The following is a 21,722-nucleotide window of genomic DNA, read 5'->3' as shown; positions in this document are numbered from 1 at the left end:
GGGCCCGCGGCGCCACCCGGGGCCCGGGGCGTCGGCCCGCGTCCGCGCCCCCGGTCACCTCCGCCAGAACAGGTGGTGCGCGACGCCGCTCGCGCTGGGCACGACCTCGAGGTGGAACCGGTCGAGCAGCTCGTCGGGCGAGTCCCAGAGGCGGAGTCCGGACCCGAGTTCCAGGGGCGAGACCACTACGTGCAGGGTGTCCACGAGGTCGGCGTCGAGGAACTGCCGGACGGTGGTGACCCCGCCGCCCAGGCGTACGTCCTTGCCCCGGGCCGCCTCCCGCGCCCGTTCGAGGACCGCGACCGGCTCGCCGCCGACGAAGTGGAAGGTGGTGTCGGAGAGCGTGATCGAAGGACGCGGGTGGTGGGTCATGACGAAGACCGGGGTGTGGAACGGGGGCTCGTCGCCCCACCAGCCCTGCCAGTCGTGGTCGTGCCAGGGCCCGCGCTGGGGGCCGAACTTGTTGCGGCCCATAATCTCGGCGCCGATGTTCCGGGCGAAGTCCCGCGTGAAGTAGTCGTCGAGGCCCCGGCTGCCTCCCGGGTCGGTGCGCATGGGCCAGCTCGCCGTGGCGCCCGCCCAGGAGAACAGCCTCCCGGGGTCGACGTGTCCGAACGGTTGCTCGAGGCTCTGGTGCTCCCCGGCACCGATTCCGTCACGCGAGACGCAGAAGTTCATGACTCTCAGTAGCTGGTCCATGTGGTTCCTCGTCAGGTCCTGTCGCATCCTCGTGTGGCGCGGTGCCCCACATCAGGATGTCGAACGGGACGTGCCCGGATCGACAGCGGCTCGCAGCTCTTTTCCGGGCGGGCCCGGCCTCCTGCCCGCGCTCCTGGAGGCCGGCCGCCCGAGGTCGCTTCGGGGCTTCACGGGAGGGTGAAGCGCCAGTTGTTGCTGACGTGGTGCTGGCCCGGGGGGTATTCGTGCACCGTTTGGGCGATGAGGGTGAAGCCCACCGCGCGGCAGACCGCGTTCGAGGCTGAGTTCGCCACCCGGGGAAAGGCGTGGACCGCCGGCCGGCGGTGCGCCGAGGGAAGGGCGGCCAGGTGGTCGAGGAGGGCTCGGACGGAGGCCGACGCCCAGCCTTGGCGCTGGTACTCAGGGAGGACGCCCCAGCCCACTTCGAAGACCGGGTTTCCCTCGTACTCCTTCGGTGTGAAGGAGACCGTGCCCACGGTGTCCCCCGGCGGGGATTCCACGCGGAACACCCGGCCCTCGTGCGCGGCGTTCGCGCTCATGGCTGTCCAGCGGCGATGGCGGGCGAGGAGCGCGGTATCAGGTTCGGGGCCGCCGAGGTGAGCCGTCATGTCCGAGGTATTGCGCCGCCGGAGCAGCCAGAGGTCGCGGTCCGCCCAAGGGTGGAGACGCACCGGTCTCGTCGTGTGCATGACGTGAGGAAACACTCTGGGGCCAGCGACCCGCACCCGCTTTTTTCGACTCCGGACTCGGCTTGACGAGCGGGCGCGCGGTCGTCACATGATCGGCCGGACGGCTCCTAGCCGTACAGCCGCTCCAGGACCACCGCGATGCCGTCCGCCTCGTTCGAGAGGGTGACCTCGTCGGCCACGGCGAGGAGTTCGCCGTGGGCGTCCGCCATCGCCACCCCGTGCGCCGACCACGCGAACATCGGGACGTCGTTCGGCATGTCGCCGAAAGCGATCGTCGACGACCCGGTGACGTCCAGGAGCTCCGCCGCCACCGCCAGGCCGCTCGCCTTGTCGATGCCCGGCGGCTGGAGTTCGACCGTGTGCTCCCCGGCCATGGTGACGTTCACCAGGTCGCCGACGACGGACCGGGCCACCTCCGTCAGCTCGTCGTCCGAGAGGCGGGAGTGCTGGAGCAGCACCTTGTTGATCGGGGAGGCCCAGAGGTCGCAGCGCCGGGCCACCGGCACCGTCGGCAGGTGCGGGTGCCACATCCGGTAGCCCGGCCCTATCAGCATCTCCGCGTCCAGGCCCTCCTGGTTGACCGCCGCGTAGACCTCGCCGATCTCCGCCTCGATCTTGCCGAGGGCGACCTCGGCCAACTCCCGGTCCATGGCCACGGAATGCAGCAGCAGCCCGGCCGCCGCGTCGTAGACCTGCGCGCCCTGGCCGCACACCGCGAGCCCCGTGTATCCGAGGCGGTCCAGGACGTGGCGGACCTGCGGGACGGGGCGGCCTGTCACGATGATGTGCCGGGCGCCGGCGGCGCGGGCGGCGGCGAGAGCGGCGTAGGAGCGGTCCGAGACGGTGTCTCCGGCACGCAGCAGAGTCCCGTCCAGGTCGGTGGCCACGAGCGCGTAGGGGAGGGCGGAAGTCACGGGTCAAGGATACGGACCCCTTCGGACAAGTCCTACAAATAGAGCCCGAATCCGGCCTCCCGCACGCCCCACCAGCCCCGTAACGTGTCAACCAGCTCCCGGGACACCCCCGGACCGCGTCGAAAGCGAGGCAGCACCCCATGCCCCAGCAGAGCCCCCTCGACCTCCCCGAGGGCGACCCGTTCGGGCCGCACAACCTCCCCTACGGGGTGTTCTCCACCGCCGGTGAGGCCCGCCGCCGCATCGGCGTCCGCATCGGCGGGTACGTCCTCGACGCCGGGGCGGCCGCGGCCGCGCTCGGGTCCCCGTACGCCGGGCTGCTCGGGCACCCCTCCCTCAACCCGCTGCTCGCCGCGGGCCGTACCGCCTGGCACGACGTGCGCCGCGCGCTGACCGCCTGGGTCACCGACCCCGGCCACCGGCCCGCCGTGGAACCGCACCTGCTGCCGCTGGACGAGGCGGTGCTGCACCTCCCGTACGAGGTCGCCGACTACGTCGACTTCTACGCGAGCGAGCACCACGCGACCAACGTCGGCAGGATCTTCCGCCCCGACGGCGACGCCCTGACCCCCAACTGGAAGCACCTGCCCATCGGTTACCACGGCCGCTCCGGCACCATCGTGGTCTCCGGCACCGACGTCGTGCGGCCCAGCGGGCAGCGCAAGGCGCCCTCCGACCCGGCGCCCGTCTTCGGACCGTCCGTGAAGCTCGACATCGAGGCCGAGGTCGGCTTCGTCGTCGGCACGCCCTCCGAGATGGGCCGCCCGGTGCCGCTGGGCGAGTTCGAGGACCACGTCTTCGGCCTGTTCCTGCTCAACGACTGGTCCGCGCGCGACGTCCAGGCCTGGGAGTACGTGCCGCTCGGACCGTTCCTCGGCAAGTCCTTCGCCACCTCCGTCTCCGCCTGGGTCACCCCGCTGGAGGCCCTGGACGCGGCCCGCGTCGAGCCGCCCGCCCGCGACTTCCCGCTGCTGCCCTACCTCGACGACTCCGGCGCGGAGCGCCCCGGCGGCTTCGACCTGCGCATCACCGTCGCCATCAACGGGCAGGAGGTGGCCCGGCCTCCGTTCGCGTCGATGTACTGGACCGCCGCCCAGCAGCTCGCGCACATGACCATCAACGGTGCCTCGCTGCGCACCGGCGACGTCTACGGCTCGGGCACCGTCAGCGGTCCGGAGGCCGGCCAGCGCGGCTCGCTGCTGGAGCTCACCTGGAACGGCCGTGACGCGATCGAGCTCGCCGACGGCAAGCGCACGTTCCTGGAGGACGGGGACGTCGTCACCCTGACCGCGTGGGCACCGGGCGCCGACGACACCCGCGTGGGCCTCGGCGAGGTCTCCGGCCGCATCGTGGGCTCCCGCTAGCCGGCGGGCGGGGGACGGGGCCGCTCCCCCATTGGGCGCCGCCCGCGTGCGGTGGGCGGCGCGGGCGGACAGGGTGGACGGACGGAACCTGCGAGGCCCGTGGCCCCGTATCCCGCACCCCCACCGCGAGGAGTCCCATGACCGCCCGTCACCTGAAGACCGCCCTGACCTGCGCGGCCGCCGTGTCCCTCGCCCTGGCCGCGGTGCCCTCCGCCCAGGCGGTGGACGGTCCGGCGCCCGACCCGCGCAATCGGCAGGCGATGCGCGACATGGCCACGGCGATGGCGGTGACCGCCAAGTACGCGGACGAGCGGGAGGCCCTCAAGGACGGGTACGTACCGCACGGCCAGGCGTGCATGACCAACCCGTTCGGGGCGGGCGCCATGGGCTACCACTACGTCAAGGAGGCCTACTGGGGTTCCCTCGACCCCAGCAGGCCGACCGCCCTCCTCTACAGCACCGAGAAGGACCGGCACGGCCGCCGCAAGCTCCAGACCGTGGAGTGGATGTCCACCGACCGGGACCAGGACCTGAAGACCACCGACGACCGGCCGAGCATGTTCGGACTACCGTTCGACGGGCCGATGCCCGGCCACTGGGCGGGCATGCCGAAGCACTACGACCTCCACCTGTGGGCCTACAAGGACAACCCGGCCGGCCGCTTCCACAACTGGAACACGGCCCTGACCTGCCCCAAGGGCTCCACCTCCGCAGCCCACCCGCACTGACCCGCGGGTCAACACGGCGCCCCCGTTCACACGTCCGGACGCTCGCGGTCCGATCCCCGGCGATACGCTGGACGGAATCGCGAGAATCCGGCTCATGGGAGCACTGATGAACCCGGAACACCGCTGGCCGATCCCGCCGCCGGGCGGCTGGACTGCCGACGACCTGGACACGCTTCCGAATCTGCCTCCGCACACGGAGCTGATCGACGGGAGCCTCGTCTTCGTGAGTCCGCAGACCCTCTTCCATTCGCGCGCGGTCAGCTTCTTCGAATGGCAGCTCCAGTCGCTGGCCCCTCCAGGTCTGGAAGTCGTCCGCGAGTTCACCATCGACATCGATCGGCACAACCGCCCCGAACCTGATGTGATCGTGGTCGACGAGGACGTCGTCGACGATGGGAACCAGACCCGGTTCCCGGCCGGGTCGGTCCTGCTGGCCATCGAGGTCGTGTCCCCGGAATCGATCGACCGAGACCGCGAAGCGAAGCCGCTCAAGTACGCCCGGGCCGGGATCACGCACTTCTGGCGCGTCGAGAACAAGGACGGCCGGGCCGTCGTCTACGTCTTCGAACGCGAGCCCGCCACCGGCGCGTACACGAGCACCGGCATCTTCCACGACCGTCTGAAGGTCTCCGTCCCCTTCCCGGTCGACCTGGACCTCACCGAGATCACCCCGAAGCGGCGACGTCCCGAGTAGTCCCCCTGGACCAGTCCCCCCTGCACGACAGGGCCCGGCCCCCTTTCGGGGGCCGGGCCCTGTCAGGTGACCCGATGGCTCAGCGCACGAACGTGCTCGCCTGACCCGCCAGGTCCAGGAAGTACTGCGGGGCCACACCCAGGACCAGCGTCACCGCTACGCCCACCGCGATCGTCGTCATCGTCAGCGGGGAGGGCACGGCCACCGTCGGGCCGTCCGCCTTCGGCTCGCTGAAGAACATCAGGACGATGACCCGGATGTAGAAGAACGCGGCGATCGCGGACGACAGGACACCGACCACGACCAGCACTCCCGCGCCGCCCTCCGCCGCCGCCTGGAACACGGCGAACTTGCCGGAGAAACCGGACGTCAGCGGGATGCCCGCGAACGCCAGCAGGAACACCGCGAAGACCGCCGCCGTCAGCGGCGAACGGCGTCCCAGCCCGGCCCACTTGGACAGGTGCGTCGCCTCGCCGCCCGCGTCGCGGACCAGGGTGACCACCGCGAAGGCGCCGATCGTCACGAAGGAGTACGCGGCCAGGTAGAAGAGGACGGACCTGACGCCCTCCGGCGAGGTCGCGATCACACCGGCCAGGATGAAGCCCGCGTGCGCGATCGAGGAGTAGGCGAGGAGCCGCTTCACGTCGGTCTGGGTCACGGCGATGATCGCGCCCGCCAGCATCGTGACGATCGCGACCGCCCACATCACCGGCCGCCAGTCCCACCGCAGGCCCGGCAGCACCACGTAGAGCAGGCGCAGCAGGGCGCCGAACGCGGCGACCTTCGTCGCCGCCGCCATGAAACCGGTGACCGGCGTCGGGGCGCCCTGGTAGACGTCCGGGGTCCACATGTGGAAGGGGACCGCGCCGACCTTGAAGAGCAGGCCCATGAGGATCAGCGCACCGCCGATGAGCAGCAGTGCGTCGTTGCCCATGGTCGTGGCGAGCGCGGGGTCCACGTTCGCCACGGTGCCGTCGACGACGTCCGCGATCACCGCATACGAGACGGAGCCCGCGTACCCGTAGACGAGCGCGATGCCGAAGAGGAGGAAGGCGGAGGAGAAGGCGCCGAGCAGGAAGTACTTGACGGCGGCCTCCTGCGACAGCAGCCGCTGGCGGCGGGCGACGGCGCAGAGCAGGTACAGCGGGAGGGAGAAGACCTCCAGGGCCACGAACAGCGTCAGCAGGTCGTCGGCCGCGGGGAAGATCAGCATCCCGGAGATCGCGAACAGAGCGAGCGGGAAGACCTCGGTGGTGGTGAAGCCCGCCTTGACGGCCGCCTTCTCGCTCTCGCTGCCCGGAACGGACGCCGCCTGCGCGGCGAAGGAGTCGACCCGGTTGCCGTGGGCGGCCGGGTCCAGGCGTCGTTCCGCGAAGGTGAAGACCGCGACGATCGAGGCCAGCAGGATGGTGCCCTGGAGGAACAGGGCCGGGCCGTCGACGGCCACGGCGCCCATCGCCGCGACGTGCGCCTTGGTGCTTCCGTACCCGCCGGCGGCGAGCCCGACGACCGCCGCGAAGGCACAGGCCAGTGCGGCGACGGCGAGGAACACCTGGACGTAGTAGCGGGACTTGCGCGGTACGAAGGCCTCTACGAGGATTCCGAGGATCGCCGCGCCCAGCACGATGAGGGTGGGCGAGAGCTGGGCGTACTCGATGTGCGGCGCCGGGATCTTGTCGATCGGCGCCGCGGCCGCCAGTGTCGCCAGCTTGCTCTGGGCAGCAGTCATGGTGCTCACTTCGCCGCCTCCCCCTTCAGGGCGTGCTCGGCCTCGACGGCCACGTCGGGCTTCGGGTCCGTCTGCTTCACGTCCGACATGGTGTGCTCCACCGCCGGGTTGACGATGTCGGTGAGCACCTTGGGGTAGACGCCCAGTCCGATCAGCAGCGCGATCAGCGGGGCGACCACCAGCAGCTCCCGCAGGTGCAGGTCCGGCAGGGTGCGGACCTCCTCCTTCAGGGGGCCGGTCATGGTGCGCTGGTAGAGGACCAGCGTGTAGAGCGCGGCCAGCACGATGCCGAAGGTCGCGATGATGCCGACGACCGGGTACCGGGTGAACGTGCCGACCAGGACCAGGAACTCGCTGACGAACGGGGCGAGCCCCGGCAGCGAGAGGGTGGCGAGGCCGCCGATCAGGAAGGTGCCGGCCAGGACGGGGGCCACCTTCTGGACGCCGCCGAAGTCGGCGATGAGCCGCGAGCCGCGCCGCGAGATCAGGAAGCCGGCGACCAGCATGAGCGCCGCCGTGGAGAGGCCGTGGTTGACCATGTACAGCGTCGCGCCCGTCTGGCCCTGGGAGGTCATCGCGAAGATGCCCAGGATGATGAACCCGAAGTGCGAGATCGAGGCGTAGGCGACCAGCCGCTTGATGTCCCGCTGCCCGACCGCGACCAGCGCGCCGTAGACGATGCTGATCAGGGCCAGTACGAGGATCACCGGCGTCGCCCACTTGCTGGCTTCGGGGAAGAGCCCGAGGCAGAAGCGGAGCATCGCGAAGGTGCCGACCTTGTCGACGACCGCGGTGATCAGGACGGCGACCGGGGCCGTGGCCTCGCCCATCGCGTTCGGCAGCCAGGTGTGCAGCGGCCACAGCGGGGCCTTCACCGCGAAGGCGAAGAAGAAGCCGAGGAAGAGCAGCCGCTCGGTGTTGGTCGCCATGTCGAGCGTGCCCGCGGCGCGGGCGGCGGCGATCTCCTGGAGCGAGAAGTTCCCGGCGACCACGTACAGCCCGATGACGGCGGCCAGCATGATCAGGCCGCCGACCAGGTTGTAGAGGAGGAACTTGACCGCCGCGTACGAGCGCTGCGCGGCCGCGTTCTCCCCGGACCCGGAGTGGGCCCGGTCTCCGAAGCCGCCGATGAGGAAGTACATCGGGATGAGCATGGCTTCGAAGAAGATGTAGAAGAGGAAGACGTCGGTGGCCTCGAAGGAGATCACCACCATCGCCTCGACCAGCAGGATCAGGGCGAAGAAGCCCTGGGTCGGCCGCCAGCGGGAGCCCGCGGCGAAGCTGCTGTCGGCCGCTTCGGCCTCCAGCGGGTCGGCGTCGTTCCAGCCGGCGCCGATGACGAAGGGGATCAGCAGCGCGGTGAGCGCGATGAGCACCACCCCGATCCCGTCGACGCCCAGTTCGTAGCGGACTCCGAAGTCGGGGATCCAGGAGTGGGATTCGGTGAGCTGGTAGCGGTCGCCACCGGGATCGAAGCGGACCGCGACGAGCACGGCCAGGGCCAGGGTCGCCAGCGAGAACAACAGGGCGAGCCATTTGGCGGCGGTCCGGCGGGCGGCCGGGACGGCCGCCGTCAGGACCGCACCGACCGCGGGGACCGCGGCCGTCACCGTCAGAAGCGGGAAACTCATCTCACACCGCCCTCATCAGCAGGGTCACGGCGATCAGGACCGCCGTGCCCCCGAACATCGAGACCGCGTAGCTGCGGACGTAGCCGTTCTGCAGCTTGCGCAGCCGGCCCGACAGCCCGCCGACTCCGGCGGCCGTCCCGTTGACCACGCCGTCGACCAGGCTGTGGTCGACGTAGACGAGGGAGCGGGTCAGGTGCTCCCCGCCGCGCACCAGGACCACGTGGTTGAAGTCGTCCTGGTACAGGTCCCGTCGGGCCGCCCGGGTGAGGAGCGAGCCGCGCGGGGCGACCACCGGGACGGGCTTCCTGCCGTACATCGCCCAGGCGACGGCCACGCCGACGACGAGGACGACCATGGTGGCCGCGGTCACCGTCATGGCACTCACCGGCGGATCGCCGTGCTCGTACCCGGTGACGGGCTCCAGCCATTTCACGAACCGGTCGCCGATCGCGAAGATGCCGCCCGCGAAGACCGACCCGAAGGCCAGGACGATCATCGGGACGGTCATGGACTTCGGGGACTCGTGCGGGTGCGGCATCTCCCCGGCCCGGTGTTCGGCGGCGGGCTCGGCGCTGGGCGCGGTGTCCGCGTCCGGCGCCGGCTGCCAGCGCTTCTCGCCGAAGAAGGTGAGGAGCATGACGCGGGTCATGTAGAAGGCGGTGATCGCCGCGCCGAGGAGGGTCACGCCGCCGAGGATCCAGCCCTCGGTACCGCCCTTCGCGAAGGCGGCCTCGATGATCAGGTCCTTGGAGAAGAACCCGGACAGTCCCGGGAAGCCGATGATGGCCAGGTACCCCAGGCCGAAGGTCACGAAGGTGACCGGCATGTACGTCCGCAGGCCGCCGTACTTGCGCATGTCGACCTCGTCGTTCATCCCGTGCATCACGGAACCGGCGCCGAGGAAGAGGCCCGCCTTGAAGAAGCCGTGCGTCACCAGGTGCATGATCGCGAAGACGTAGCCGATGGGTCCGAGGCCGGCCGCCAGGATCATGTAGCCGATCTGCGACATCGTCGACCCGGCGAGGGCCTTCTTGATGTCGTCCTTCGCGCAACCGACGATCGCACCGAAGAGCAGCGTGACGGCGCCCACGACGGTGACCACCAGCTGTGCGTCCGGCGCCCCGTTGAAGATCGCGCCCGAGCGGACGATCAGGTAGACGCCGGCGGTGACCATCGTCGCCGCGTGGATGAGGGCGGAGACCGGGGTCGGGCCCTCCATCGCGTCGCCGAGCCAGGACTGGAGCGGCACCTGGGCCGACTTGCCGCAGGCCGCGAGCAGCAGCATCAGGCCGATGGCCGTCAGCTTGCCCTCGCCCGCGTCGCCCACCGCGCTGAAGACCGGCCCGAAGGCGAAGGTCCCGAACGTGGTGAACATCAGCATGATCGCGATCGAGAGGCCGATGTCACCCACACGGTTGACGATGAAGGCCTTCTTCGCGGCGGTGGCCGCGCTGGGCTTGTGCTGCCAGAAGCCGATCAGGAGGTACGAGGCGAGACCCACGCCCTCCCAGCCGAAGTACAGCAGCAGGTAGTTGTCGGCGAGGACCAGCAGCAGCATGGCCGCGACGAACAGGTTGAGGTAGCCGAAGAAGCGGCGGCGCCGCTCGTCGTGCTCCATGTAGCCGATGGAGTAGATGTGGATGAGCGTGCCCACGCCGGAGATCAGCAGGACGAAGGTCATCGACAACTGGTCGAGCTGGAAGGCCATGTCGGCCTGGAAGCCCTCGACGGGGATCCAGGTGTACAGCCGCTGGTGCATGACACGGTCCTCGGCCCCGCGCCCGAGCATGTCGGCGAAGAGGGCCACGCCGATCCCGAAGGAGACGGCGGCCAGGAGAGTGCCGAGCCAGTGCCCCGCCTTGTCGAGCCGGCGGCCGCCGCAGAGCAGCACCACCGCTCCCAGCAGGGGCGCCGCGATCAGCAGCGCAATCAGGTTTTCCACTGTGAGCGCCCCTTACAGCTTCATCAGGCTGGCGTCGTCGACCGACGCCGAGTGGCGGGTACGGAACAGCGACACGATGATCGCGAGGCCCACCACGACCTCGGCGGCGGCGACGACCATCGTGAAGAACGCGATGATCTGGCCGTCGAGGTTGCCGTGCATCCGGGAGAAGGTGACGAAGGCGAGGTTGCAGGCGTTGAGCATCAGCTCCACGCACATGAACACCACGATCGCGTTCTTCCTGATCAGGACTCCGGACGCCCCGATGGTGAACAGCAGTGCCGCCAGGTACAGGTAGTTGACGGGATTCACTTCGAGGCCTCCTCACGGCCGAGCCGCTCGAACGACCGCTGCTCCAGTGCCTTCAGGTCGTCCAGCGCCTTGCCGGAGACGTCCCTGATCTGGCCGCGGGCGCGCAGCGTCTGGTTGACGGTGAGTTCGGACGGGGTGCCGTCCGGCAGCAGGCCGGCCACGTCCACGGCGTTGTGCCGGGCGTATACGCCGGGTGCGGGCAGCGGCGGGAGCTGGACGCCCTCGCGGACGCGGCGCTCGGCGAGCTCGCGCTGGGTGGCGGCCCGCTCGGTGCGCTCGCGGTGGGTGAGCACCATCGCTCCGACGGCCGCGGTGATGAGGAGGGCGCCGGTGATCTCGAAGGCGAACACGTACTTGGTGAAGATGAGCGTGGCCAGGCCCTCGATGTGTCCGCCGGAGTTGATGCGGCCGAGTCCGTTGAAGTGGGTGAGCCCGGCGTTGGCGATGCCGGCGATCAGCAGGATGCCGAAGCCCAGTCCGCACAGGACGGCGAGCCAGCGCTGCCCCTTGATGGTCTCGGTCAGCGAGTCCGCGGCGGTGACGCCGACGAGCATGACGACGAAGAGGAAGAGCATCATGATCGCGCCCGTGTAGACGACGACCTGGACGATGCCGAGGAAGTACGCGCCGTTGGCGAGGTAGAAGACCGCCAGGACGATCATCGTCCCGGCCAGGCTCAGGGCGCTGTGCACGGCCTTCTTCATCAGGATCGTGGACAGGGCGCCGATGACGGCGACCGTGCCGAGGACCCAGAACTGGATCGCCTCACCAGTGGAGGTGAGCGTGGCGGCCGCGGCGACGGTGCTCATGCCCCCACCTCCTCGGTGCCCTGGGAGGAAGGTGCGGTCCCGGCGGTCTCGCCCTTGGACACGGCGACCTGGCGGACCGTGCCGGGAGCCGCCCCGGTCACGAGCCCGCGGTAGTAGTCCGTGTCGTCGGTGCCCGGGAAGATCGAGTGCGGAGCCTCGACCATGCCCTCGGTCAGACCGGAGAGCAGCTGCTCCTTGGTGTAGATGAGCGCCTCACGGCTGGAGTCGGCCAGTTCGAACTCGTTCGTCATGGTCAGTGCCCTGGTCGGGCACGCCTCGACGCACAGCCCGCACAGGATGCAGCGGGCGTAGTTGATCTGGTAGACCCGGCCGTACCGCTCACCCGGGGAGTAGCGCTCCTCCTCGGTGTTGTCGGCGCCCTCGACGTAGATGGCGTCGGCGGGACAGGCCCAGGCGCACAGTTCGCACCCGATGCACTTCTCCAGACCGTCCGGGTGGCGGTTGAGCTGGTGCCGCCCGTGGAAGCGCGGAGCGGTGGTCTTCGGCTGCTCCGGGTACTGCTCGGTGAGCCGCTTCTTGAACATGGCCTTGAAGGTCACGCCGAAGCCGGCCACCGGGTTCTGCCACTTCTCGTTCTCGTCCGCGTCAGACATTCTCAGCACCCTCCTCTCGGTCGCTGTCGGAATTCGCCGCGCCACTGACGATCAGCTCCCGCTCGCTGCGAGGCCGCCTGCGCGGTACGGGTGCCAGGTGCTGGCCGGGCTTCGGCGGTACGGGGAATCCGCCCGCCAGCGGATCGAAGGGCTCGGCCGCGGCCTGCTCGGCGTCCGCGAGGGCCGCCTTCTCCTTCTTGCCGCGGAAGACGTCCGCGACGAAGGACAGCAGCAGGAGCGCGATGACCGCGCCGCCGACGTAGAGCACGATCTCCGTGAAGTCGTAGTTCTCGTTGCGCAGCGCCCGGACGGTGGCGACCAGCATCAGCCAGACCACGGAGACCGGGATCAGCACCTTCCAGCCGAGCTTCATCAGCTGGTCGTAGCGCACGCGCGGGAGCGTGCCGCGCAGCCAGATGAAGAAGAACAGCAGCAGCTGGACCTTGAGGACGAACCACAGCATCGGCCACCAGCCGTGGTTGGCGCCCTCCCAGTACGTGGAGATCGGCGCCGGGGCCCGCCAGCCGCCCAGGAAGAGGGTGACCGAGACGGCGGAGACGGTGACCATGTTGACGTACTCGGCCAGCATGAACAGCGCGAACTTGATCGAGGAGTACTCGGTGTTGAAGCCGCCGACCAGGTCGCCTTCGGACTCCGGCATGTCGAAGGGGGCGCGGTTCGTCTCGCCGACCATCGTGACGACGTAGATGATGAAGGAGACGGGCAGCAGCACGATGTACCAGCGGTCCGCCTGGGCCTCGACGATCGCCGAGGTCGACATCGACCCGGAGTAGAGGAAGACCGAGGCGAAGGCCACGCCCATCGCGATCTCGTAGGAGATCATCTGCGCGCAGGAGCGCAGGCCGCCGAGGAGCGGGTAGGTGGAGCCCGAGGACCATCCGGCCAGCACGATGCCGTAGATGCCGACCGAGGCCACCGCGAGGACGTAGAGCATCGCGATCGGCAGGTCGGTCAGCTGCATCGTGGTGCGCTGGCCGAAGATGGAGACCTCGTCGCCCGCGGGGCCGAAGGGGATCACCGCGATGGCCATGAACGCCGGGATCGCCGCGATGATCGGGGCGAGGACGTAGACGACCTTGTCGGCCCGCTTGACGACGAGGTCTTCCTTGAGCATCAGCTTCACGCCGTCGGCGAGCGACTGGAGCATGCCCCAGGGGCCGTGCCGGTTGGGGCCGATGCGCAGTTGCATCCAGGCGACGACCTTGCGCTCCCACACGATGGAGAAGAGCACGGTCACCATCAGGAAGGCGAAGCAGAACACCGCCTTGAGGACGACGAGCCACCAGACGTCCCTGCCGAACAGGGAGAGGTCCTCGGCAGCGATCTGAACGGTGTTCACGCGCCCACCTCCGCAGTGGCGTCGCTGCTGTCGGCCGGGGTCGCCGGGCCGATCCGTACGAGGGTGCCCGGCTGGGCGCCGGTGTCGGCGAGGACCCCGGACCCGGTGGAGTTCATCGGGAGCCAGACCACCCGGTCGGGCATCTCGGTGATCCGCAGCGGCAGTTCCACGGAGCCGGCCGGGCCGGTCACCGCGAGGACGTCGCCGTTCTTGACGCCGGTCTCGGCGGCCGTGGCGGCCGACAGGCGGGCGGGAGCCTCGTGCCGGGTGCCGGCCAGTGCCTCGTCGCCGGCCTGGAGGAGGCCCTGGTCGAGCAGGAGCCGGTGGCCCGCGAGGACGGCCTCGCCCGCACCTGGGCGGGGCAGGGGCTCGGTGTCCGCGGTCTGTTCGGCGGCGCGCGTCCCGGCCCACTGACCGAGCCCGTCGAGCTCCCGGCGCACGGCGTGTACGTCCCCCAGGGCGATCGGACGGCCGGCCGCGTCGGCCAGCATGTGCAGCACGCGGGAGTCGGCCGGAGCCAGCCGCCGGGTCATCTGCTCGGGCTTGAGCGCGGCCTCGAACGGCCGGACCCTGCCCTCCCAGTTGATGAAGGCGCCGGACTTCTCGGCGACGGCCGCGACCGGCAGGACCACGTCCGCGTGGTCGGTGACCTCGCTGGGCCGCAGTTCCAGGCTGACCACGAAGGCCTCCTGGAGCGCGACCCGGGCGCGCGCCGGGTCGGGCAGGTCGGCGAGCTCCACGCCCCCGACCAGCAGGGCGGACAGTTCGCGGGAGGCTGCCGCCTCGACGATCTGGCCGGTGTCGCGGCCGTAGCGGTGCGGGAGCTCGTCCAGGCCCCAGGCGGCGGCCACCTCGTCGCGGGCCCGCGGGTCGGTGGCCGGGCGGGCGCCCGGCAGCAGGGACGGCAGCGCGCCCGCCTCGACGGCGGCCCGCTCTCCGGCCCGGCGCGGGATCCACACCAGCCGGGCGCCGGTCGCGGCGGCGGCCCGTACGGCGGCGGTCAGCGCGCCGGGCACGCCCGCGAGGCGCTCTCCGACGACGATGACCGCGCCGGGCCGGCGCAGCGCCTCGGCGGCCTCCCGGCCGCCGTCCTCCAGGCCCGTGCGGGACGCCAGCGCGTTCAGCCACTCGGGCTCGGTGCCGGGGGCGGCGGCCAGCAGGGTGCCGCCGGCCTTGTCCAGGCCCCGCGTGGCGAACGGGGCGAGGGCGAAGGTCCGCTGCTTGTGCTTGCGGTGGGCCTTGCGCAGCCGCAGGAAGACGCCGGGGGCCTCCTCCTCGGCCTCGATGCCGACGAGGAGCACGGCCGGGGCCGCCTCCAGCGAGGTGTTGGTGACCGCCCTGTCGCCGCCGCCGAGGTCCTTGCCGGTGCCGGCGACCGAGGCGGCCAGGAACTCGGCCTCCTCCGCACTGTGCACCCGGGCCCGGAAGTCGATGTCGTTGGTGTCGAGCACGACCCGCGCAAACTTGGCGTACGCGTAAGCGTCCTCGACGGTGAGGCGGCCTCCGGTCAGTACCCCGGCCCGGCCGCGCGCGGCGGCGAGTCCGTTCGCGGCGGCTTCCAGCGCCTCGGGCCAGCTCGCCGGGGCGAGGACCCCGTCGCTCCCGCGCACCAGCGGGGTGGTGAGCCGGTCGGGGCGCTGCGCGTAGCGGAACCCGAAGCGGCCCTTGTCGCAGATCCACTCCTCGTTGACCTCGGGGTCCTCCGCGGCCAGGCGGCGCAGCACCTTGCCGCGGCGGTGGTCGGTCCGGGTCGCGCAGCCGCCCGCGCAGTGCTCGCACACGCTCGGGGAGGAGACCAGGTCGAAGGGGCGGGAGCGGAACCGGTAGGCCGCCGAGGTGAGGGCGCCGACCGGGCAGATCTGGATGGTGTTGCCGGAGAAGTACGACTCGAAGGGGTCGCCCTCGCCGGTACCGACCTGCTGGAGCGCACCGCGTTCCAGCAGCTCGATCATCGGGTCGCCGGCGATCTCGTTGGAGAAGCGGGTGCAGCGCGCGCACAGGACGCAGCGCTCGCGGTCCAGCAGCACCTGCGTGGAGATCGGGACGGGCTTCTCGTACGTCCGCTTGCGTCCCTCGAAACGGGACTCGGCGTTGCCGTGCGACATCGCCTGGTTCTGCAGCGGGCATTCGCCGCCCTTGTCGCAGACCGGGCAGTCCAGCGGGTGGTTGATGAGCAGCAGCTCCATCACCCCGCGCTGGGCCTTGTCGGCGACCGGGGAGGTCAGCTGCGTCTTGACGACCATGCCGTCGGTGCAGGTGATGGTGCAGGAGGCCATCGGCTTGCGCTGGCCCTCGACCTCGACGATGCACTGGCGGCAGGCGCCGGCCGGGGAGAGGAGGGGGTGGTCGCAGAACCGGGGGATCTCGATACCGAGCTGCTCGGCGGCCCGGATGACCAGCGTGCCCTTGGGCACCGACAGTTCGACGCCGTCGATGGTCAGGGAGACCGTGTCGTCCGGCGGCACCGCGGCCTCGCCGCCACCGGCGGGGGCGTTCGTGGTGACGGTCATGCGTTCACCTCGGAGTTCTTCTCGGGACCGTCAGCCCAGAGGGTCGACTTCTTGGGGTCGAAGGGGCAGCCCTTGCCCGTGATGTGCTGCTCGTACTCCTCGCGGAAGTACTTGAGCGAGGAGAAGATGGGGCTGGCGGCTCCGTCGCCGAGCGCGCAGAACGACTTGCCGTTGATGTTGTCGGCGATGTCGTTCAGCTTGTCGAGGTCGGACATGACGCCCTTGCCGGCCTCGATGTCGCGCAGCAGCTGGACCAGCCAGTACGTGCCTTCGCGACAGGGCGTGCACTTGCCGCAGGACTCGTGGGCGTAGAACTCGGTCCAGCGGGTCACCGCCCGCACGACGCAGGTCGTCTCGTCGAAGCACTGCAGGGCCTTGGTGCCGAGCATGGAGCCGGCCGCGCCCACGCCCTCGTAGTCCAGCGGGACGTCCAGGTGCTCGTCCGTGAACATGGGGGTGGAGGAGCCGCCGGGGGTCCAGAACTTGAGCCGGTGGCCGGGGCGGATGCCGCCGCTCATGTCGAGCAGCTGGCGCAGCGTGATGCCGAGCGGAGCCTCGTACTGGCCGGGGCCGACGACGTGGCCGGACAGCGAGTACAGCGTGAAGCCGGGGGACTTCTCGGTCCCCATGGACTTGAACCAGTCCTTGCCCTTGTGGAGGATCGCGGGAACCGAGGCGATGGACTCCACGTTGTTGACGACAGTGGGGCACGCGTAGAGCCCCTCGACCGCGGGGAAGGGGGGACGCAGCCGGGGCTGACCGCGCCGGCCTTCGAGGGAGTCCAGGAGGGCCGTTTCCTCGCCGCAGATGTAGGCGCCCGCTCCCGCGTGCACGGTGATGTCGAGCTTCAGCCCGCTCCCGAGGACGTTCTCCCCGAGGTAGCCGGCCTCGTACGCCTCGCGCACCGCTTCGTGCAGGCGCCGCAGTACCGGCACGGCCTCGCCGCGCAGGTAGATGAAGGCGTGCTCCGAGCGGATCGCGTAGCAGGCGATGATCATTCCCTCGATGAGGGAGTGCGGGTTGGCGAAGAGGAGGGGGATGTCCTTGCAGGTCCCCGGCTCCGACTCGTCCGCGTTCACGACGAGGTAGTGCGGCTTGCCGTCGCCCTGCGGGATGAACTGCCACTTCATTCCGGTGGGGAAGCCCGCGCCGCCGCGCCCGCGCAGACCGGAGTCCTTCACGTAGGCGATGAGGTCGTCCGGTGTCATGGCGAGCGCCTTGCGCAGGCCTTCGTAGCCCTCGTGACGCCGGTAGGTCTCCAGCGTCCACGACTGCGGCTCGTCCCAGAACGCCGACAGCACGGGTGCCAGCAGCTTCTCCGGGCTGGTGCCGTTCTCGTGCGTCTCAGCGGTCACCGTCATCACTCCCCCTCCTCGGTGGCGGTCTCGGCACGCGGGCGCACGACCTTGCCGAGCTGCGGTGACTCGCCGCGCGCGATGCGCAGGCCGATCAGCGAGGCGGGGCCGGCGCCGCCGCTCGCCTCCACCGCGCCCGCGCGCTCGTCCGGGAAGCCCGCCAGGATCCGGGCGGTCTCCTTGTAGGTGCACAGCGGCGCGCCCCGGGTCGGCTCGACCGGTCGGCCGGCCAGCAGGTCGTCCACCATGGCCTTGGCGGACTCGGGGGTCTGGTTGTCGAAGAACTCCCAGTTGACCATCACCACCGGCGCGTAGTCGCAGGCCGCGTTGCACTCGATGTGCTCGAGGGTGACCTTGCCGTCCGGGGTGGTCTCGTTGTTGCCGACCCCGAGGTGTTCCTTGAGCTCCTCGAAGATGGCGTCGCCGCCCATGACCGCGCACAGGGTGTTCGTGCAGACGCCGACCTGGTAGTCGCCCGAGGCCTTGCGCCGGTACATCGTGTAGAACGTGGCCACCGCGTTGACCTCGGCCGTCGTCAGGCCCAGCACCTCGGCGCAGAACCGGATGCCGGTGCGCGAGACGAAGCCCTCCTGCGACTGGATGAGGTGGAGCAGCGGCAGCAGCGCGGAGCGGCTGTCGGGGTAGCGGGCGATGATGTCGGCGGCGTCGGCCGCCAGCCGTTCGCGCACCTCGGCCGGGTAGTCGGGGGCGGGCAGCTGGGGCATTCCCAGGCTGAGGGGGGCCTGGGGGGTGTTCCCGTCAGAAAACGCGGTCGTCATCGGTCGACGCCTCCCATCACGGGGTCGATGGAGGCGACGGCGACGATGACGTCGGCGACCTGGCCGCCCTCGCACATCGCGGCCATGGCCTGCAGGTTGGTGAAGGACGGGTCGCGGAAGTGGACCCGGTAGGGGCGGGTGCCGCCGTCGGAGACCACGTGGACGCCGAGTTCGCCCTTGGGGGACTCGACCGCCGCGTACGCCTGCCCGGCCGGGACCCGGAAGCCCTCGGTCACCAGCTTGAAGTGGTGGATGAGGGCCTCCATGGAGGTGCCCATGATGTTCTTGATGTGGTCGAGCGAGTTGCCGAGGCCGTCCGGGCCCATCGCGAGCTGCGCGGGCCAGGCGATCTTCTTGTCGGCGACCATCACCGGGCCCGGCTCCAGCCGGTCCAGGCACTGCTCGACGATCCGCAGGGACTGGCGCATCTCCTCGAGGCGGATCAGGAACCGCCCGTAGGAGTCGCAGGACTCGGTGGTCGGCACGTCGAACTCGTAGTTCTCGTAGCCGCAGTACGGGTCGGACTTGCGCAGGTCGTGCGGAAGGCCGGCGGAGCGCAGGATCGGGCCGGTGGCGCCGAGCGCCATGCAGCCGGTGAGGTCGAGGTAGCCGACGTCCTGCATGCGGGCCTTGAAGATGGGGTTGCCGGTGGCGAGCTTGTCGTACTCCGGCAGGTTCTTCTTCATGGTCTTCACGAACTCGCGGAGCTGGTCGACCGCGCCCGGGGGCAGGTCCTGTGCGAGGCCGCCGGGGCGGATGAACGCGTGGTTCATGCGCAGTCCGGTGATCGTCTCGAAGACGTCGAGGATCAGTTCGCGGTCGCGGAACCCGTAGATCATGATCGTGGTGGCGCCCAGCTCCATGCCGCCGGTGGCGATGCACACCAGGTGGGAGGAGATCCGGTTGAGCTCCATCAGCAGGACGCGGATGGCGGTGGCGCGGTCCGGGATCTGATCGGTGATGCCGAGCAGCTTCTCGACGCCCAGGCAGTACGCGGCCTCGTTGAAGAACGGGGTCAGGTAGTCCATGCGCGTGACGAACGTGGTGCCCTGCGTCCAGTTCCGGTACTCGAGGTTCTTCTCGATGCCGGTGTGGAGGTAGCCGATGCCGCAGCGGGCTTCGGTGACCGTCTCTCCGTCGATCTCCAGGATCAGCCGCAGCACTCCGTGGGTGGAGGGGTGCTGGGGACCCATGTTGACCACGATGCGCTCGTCGTCCGCGCGGGCGGCGGACTGGACGACCTCGTCCCAGTCGCCGCCGGTGACGGTGTAGACGGTGCCTTCGGTCGTCTCGCGGGCGGAGGCGTGGTGCGATGCGTTCTGGGTGTTCATCAGCTGTACGACCTCCGCTGGTCGGGAGCCGGGATCTGGGCGCCCTTGTACTCGACGGCGATGCCGCCGAGCGGGTAGTCCTTGCGCTGCGGGAAGCCCTGCCAGTCGTCCGGCATCATGATCCGGGTGAGGGCCGGGTGCCCGTCGAAGACCAGGCCGAAGAAGTCGTACGCCTCGCGCTCGTGCCAGTCGTTGGTCGGGTAGACCGAGACGAGCGAGGGGACGTGCGGGTCGCTGTCCGGGACGGACACCTCGAGCCGCAGGATCCGGCCGTGGGTGAGCGAGCGCAGGTGGTAGACGGCGTGCAGCTCGCGGCCCTTGTCGCCGGGGAAGTGCACCCCGCTGACGCCGGTGCAGAGCTCGAAGCGCAGGGCCGGGTCGTCGCGCAGGGTCTTCGCCACGAGGGCGAGGTGCTCGCGCGCGATGTGCAGGGTGAGCTCGCCCCGGTCGACGACCGTCTTCTCGATGGCGTTCTCGGGGACCAGGTCCTGCTCCTCCAGCGCCCCTTCGAGCTCGTCGACGACCTCGTCGAAGTACGAGCCGTAGGGACGGGCGCTCTCGCCGGGCAGGGCCACGGTGCGCACGAGGCCGCCGTAGCCGCTGGTGTCGCCAGCGCCGGCGGCACCGAACATGCCCTTGCGGACGCCGATCACCTCGGGTCCGGCGGAGCCGCGGGGGGCGGGCACGTTCTCGCCGCCGTTGCCGTTGCCGTCGCCGGTGGGGGGGCCGTTCTGCACGGCCGGGTCGTCGCTCACCGCAGGAGCCCCTTCATCTCGATGGTGGGGAGGGCCTTGAGGGCCGCCTCCTCCGCCTCTCGGGCCGCCTCTTCCCGGTTCACGCCGAGCTTCGATCCCTGGATCTTCTGGTGGAGCTTGAGGATCGCGTCGAGCAGCATCTCGGGGCGCGGCGGGCAGCCGGGCAGATAGATGTCCACGGGGACGATGTGGTCGACGCCCTGGACGATCGCGTAGTTGTTGAACATTCCGCCTGAAGAGGCACAAACACCCATAGAGATGACCCACTTGGGAGCGGGCATCTGGTCGTACACCTGCCGCAGCACCGGGGCCATCTTCTGGCTGACCCGGCCCGCCACGATCATCAGGTCGGCCTGGCGCGGGGATCCGCGGAAGACCTCCATGCCGAAGCGGGCCAGGTCGTACCGGCCCGCTCCGGTGGTCATCATCTCGATCGCGCAGCAGGCCAGGCCGAAGGTCGCGGGGAAGACGGATGACTTGCGCACCCAGCCCGCGGCCTGTTCGACGGTGGTCAGCAGAAAGCCGCTCGGCAGCTTCTCTTCCAGTCCCATGGAAAATTCAGCCCCTCAGTCCCATTCCAGGCCGCCGCGGCGCCATACGTAGGCGTAGGCGACGAAGACGGTGAGCACGAAGAGGAGCATCTCGACGAGCCCGAAGATCCCCAGCGAGTCGAAGGTGACCGCCCAGGGGTAGAGGAAGACAACCTCGATGTCGAAGACGATGAAGAGCATCGCCGTCAGGTAGTACTTGATGGGGAAGCGTCCGCCGCCGGCCGGCATGGGAGTGGGCTCGATGCCGCACTCGTACGCTTCAAGTTTTGCCCGGTTGTACCGTTTTGGACCGATCAGCGTGGCCATGACCACGGAGAAGATCGCAAACCCTGCGCCGAGGGCGCCGAGCACGAGGATGGGCGCGTACGCATTCACGCTCCTCGCTCCTTCCAGTCGTCCTTGACCGTATGGACCGCTGCGCCGGCACCGCGTGCCCCGCCTCGCGAAGATCGCGCTCCTGATCGGGCGCTTGCATGTGAGGCAGTTCACAAGCCGGACTGGTGCGCATCCTATGCCTGCCCGTCTGTGATCTGCGACACGGGTTGCAACAACGAGTTTGTGATCTCCACCACCTGACGAACGATCATGAAGTCCGATGAGTGGTGATCTTCATACGCGAAGCATCCACATGATCACCAAAGGTGACATCCGCCTCTGTCGTCGCAGGTGGAAGGGGTGTCGCACTATCAAATCGTGGCCTCTGCACGCAAATTGGCATCGTGATGTGCGTGATGATAAAGGGATCGGCGTCCCCCGGCCGGGGGAGCCCTCGCGTACGGGAGTGGACGCGTGCGCGCGTTCACTAGGTCGGGACGCGGGCGGACGGGCGCGCGGGACCGGGAGCGGACGGGGGGCGCGGCCGGGAGTGCGGAGTGCGCGGGCGCGGCCGGGAGCTCGACGGGAGGTGCGGACCCGGATCGCGAGGGGAGCCGCGCTCCGGCGGCGGGTCCGGATGT

At 70.1% G+C, this 21,722-nt stretch carries 20 protein-coding genes; 3 read left to right on the top strand and 17 right to left on the bottom strand.

Annotated elements, in window-relative coordinates; all coding sequences use genetic code 11:
* Window positions 1-54: 54 nt before the first annotated feature.
* From ABZY44_RS01255 to ABZY44_RS01245, 3 genes are all read right to left on the bottom strand, one after another.
* Window positions 55-699: a dihydrofolate reductase family protein gene (locus ABZY44_RS01255; protein ID WP_356649482.1), complete on the bottom strand. Its 645-nt coding sequence runs from the start codon at window positions 697-699 to the stop codon at window positions 55-57.
* A 167-nt stretch (window positions 700-866) separates the two neighbouring features.
* Entirely contained in the window at window positions 867-1,388 is a 522-nt protein-coding gene (locus ABZY44_RS01250; protein WP_356649481.1) for a GNAT family N-acetyltransferase, read from the bottom strand.
* A gap of 107 nt (window positions 1,389-1,495) precedes the next feature.
* Complete coding sequence (locus ABZY44_RS01245) at window positions 1,496-2,302, bottom strand: HAD family hydrolase (protein ID WP_356649480.1); 807 nt, start codon at window positions 2,300-2,302, stop codon at window positions 1,496-1,498.
* A 140-nt stretch (window positions 2,303-2,442) separates the two neighbouring features.
* Here ABZY44_RS01245 and fahA point away from each other — a divergent pair, with 140 nt between their 5' ends.
* The 3 genes from fahA (at window position 2,443) to ABZY44_RS01230 (ending at window position 5,088) form a co-directional block, all read left to right on the top strand.
* The gene (gene fahA / locus ABZY44_RS01240) at window positions 2,443-3,666 is read left to right on the top strand and encodes a fumarylacetoacetase (RefSeq protein WP_356649479.1); all 1,224 of its coding nucleotides are present in this window, start codon (window positions 2,443-2,445) and stop codon (window positions 3,664-3,666) included.
* A 137-nt stretch (window positions 3,667-3,803) separates the two neighbouring features.
* Window positions 3,804-4,394: a hypothetical protein gene (locus tag ABZY44_RS01235; protein ID WP_356649478.1), complete on the top strand. Its 591-nt coding sequence runs from the start codon at window positions 3,804-3,806 to the stop codon at window positions 4,392-4,394.
* 94 nt (window positions 4,395-4,488) lie between these two features.
* Entirely contained in the window at window positions 4,489-5,088 is a 600-nt protein-coding gene (locus ABZY44_RS01230) for a Uma2 family endonuclease (protein ID WP_356649477.1), read from the top strand.
* A gap of 79 nt (window positions 5,089-5,167) precedes the next feature.
* Here ABZY44_RS01230 and nuoN read toward each other — a convergent pair whose 3' ends face one another.
* From nuoN to ABZY44_RS01160, 14 genes are read right to left on the bottom strand one after another with little or no spacing between them, the layout of a single operon-like run.
* Window positions 5,168-6,817, bottom strand: coding sequence for an NADH-quinone oxidoreductase subunit NuoN (gene nuoN / locus ABZY44_RS01225; RefSeq protein ID WP_356649476.1), 1,650 nt, complete (start codon window positions 6,815-6,817; stop codon window positions 5,168-5,170).
* 5 nt (window positions 6,818-6,822) lie between these two features.
* Entirely contained in the window at window positions 6,823-8,448 is a 1,626-nt protein-coding gene (locus ABZY44_RS01220) for an NADH-quinone oxidoreductase subunit M (protein WP_356649475.1), read from the bottom strand.
* 1 nt (window position 8,449) lies between these two features.
* Complete coding sequence (gene nuoL / locus ABZY44_RS01215) at window positions 8,450-10,390, bottom strand: NADH-quinone oxidoreductase subunit L (RefSeq protein WP_356649474.1); 1,941 nt, start codon at window positions 10,388-10,390, stop codon at window positions 8,450-8,452.
* Window positions 10,391-10,402: 12 nt separating this feature from the next.
* The gene (gene nuoK, locus ABZY44_RS01210; protein WP_356649473.1) at window positions 10,403-10,702 is read right to left on the bottom strand and encodes an NADH-quinone oxidoreductase subunit NuoK; all 300 of its coding nucleotides are present in this window, start codon (window positions 10,700-10,702) and stop codon (window positions 10,403-10,405) included.
* Window positions 10,699-11,511 carry an NADH-quinone oxidoreductase subunit J gene (locus ABZY44_RS01205; protein WP_356649472.1) on the bottom strand — a complete coding sequence of 271 codons (813 nt, stop codon included), beginning with the start codon at window positions 11,509-11,511 and terminating at the stop codon, window positions 10,699-10,701. The genes nuoK and ABZY44_RS01205 overlap by 4 nt, the downstream gene beginning before the upstream one ends.
* Window positions 11,508-12,125 carry an NADH-quinone oxidoreductase subunit NuoI gene (gene nuoI, locus ABZY44_RS01200; RefSeq protein WP_356649471.1) on the bottom strand — a complete coding sequence of 206 codons (618 nt, stop codon included), beginning with the start codon at window positions 12,123-12,125 and terminating at the stop codon, window positions 11,508-11,510. Before nuoI ends, ABZY44_RS01205 begins: the two co-directional genes overlap by 4 nt.
* On the bottom strand, window positions 12,118-13,485 hold the full coding sequence (gene nuoH / locus ABZY44_RS01195; protein WP_356649470.1) for an NADH-quinone oxidoreductase subunit NuoH: 1,368 nt from the start codon (window positions 13,483-13,485) through the stop codon (window positions 12,118-12,120). The genes nuoI and nuoH overlap by 8 nt, the downstream gene beginning before the upstream one ends.
* Complete coding sequence (locus ABZY44_RS01190) at window positions 13,482-15,995, bottom strand: NADH-quinone oxidoreductase subunit G (protein ID WP_356649469.1); 2,514 nt, start codon at window positions 15,993-15,995, stop codon at window positions 13,482-13,484. Before ABZY44_RS01190 ends, nuoH begins: the two co-directional genes overlap by 4 nt.
* Window positions 15,992-17,356, bottom strand: a complete 1,365-nt coding sequence (nuoF, locus tag ABZY44_RS01185; protein WP_356649468.1) for an NADH-quinone oxidoreductase subunit NuoF — start codon at window positions 17,354-17,356, stop codon at window positions 15,992-15,994. The genes ABZY44_RS01190 and nuoF overlap by 4 nt, the downstream gene beginning before the upstream one ends.
* Window positions 17,356-18,075, bottom strand: a complete 720-nt coding sequence (gene nuoE, locus ABZY44_RS01180; protein ID WP_356649587.1) for an NADH-quinone oxidoreductase subunit NuoE — start codon at window positions 18,073-18,075, stop codon at window positions 17,356-17,358. Before nuoE ends, nuoF begins: the two co-directional genes overlap by 1 nt.
* Window positions 18,076-18,125: 50 nt before the next feature.
* Window positions 18,126-19,460, bottom strand: a complete 1,335-nt coding sequence (locus ABZY44_RS01175; protein ID WP_356649467.1) for an NADH-quinone oxidoreductase subunit D — start codon at window positions 19,458-19,460, stop codon at window positions 18,126-18,128.
* Entirely contained in the window at window positions 19,460-20,197 is a 738-nt protein-coding gene (locus ABZY44_RS01170) for an NADH-quinone oxidoreductase subunit C (protein ID WP_356649586.1), read from the bottom strand. Before ABZY44_RS01170 ends, ABZY44_RS01175 begins: the two co-directional genes overlap by 1 nt.
* A gap of 14 nt (window positions 20,198-20,211) precedes the next feature.
* Window positions 20,212-20,766, bottom strand: coding sequence for an NADH-quinone oxidoreductase subunit B (locus tag ABZY44_RS01165; protein WP_123079911.1), 555 nt, complete (start codon window positions 20,764-20,766; stop codon window positions 20,212-20,214).
* Window positions 20,767-20,781: 15 nt separating this feature from the next.
* Complete coding sequence (locus ABZY44_RS01160) at window positions 20,782-21,141, bottom strand: NADH-quinone oxidoreductase subunit A (RefSeq protein ID WP_030010013.1); 360 nt, start codon at window positions 21,139-21,141, stop codon at window positions 20,782-20,784.
* Window positions 21,142-21,722 lie beyond the last annotated feature (581 nt).

Source organism: Streptomyces sp. NPDC006544 (genome assembly GCF_040611715.1).
Classification (GTDB): Bacteria; Actinomycetota; Actinomycetes; order Streptomycetales; family Streptomycetaceae; genus Streptomyces.
The sequence above is the reverse complement of the archived record's forward strand: the minus strand, read 5'-3'. Positions and strand labels throughout refer to the sequence as shown.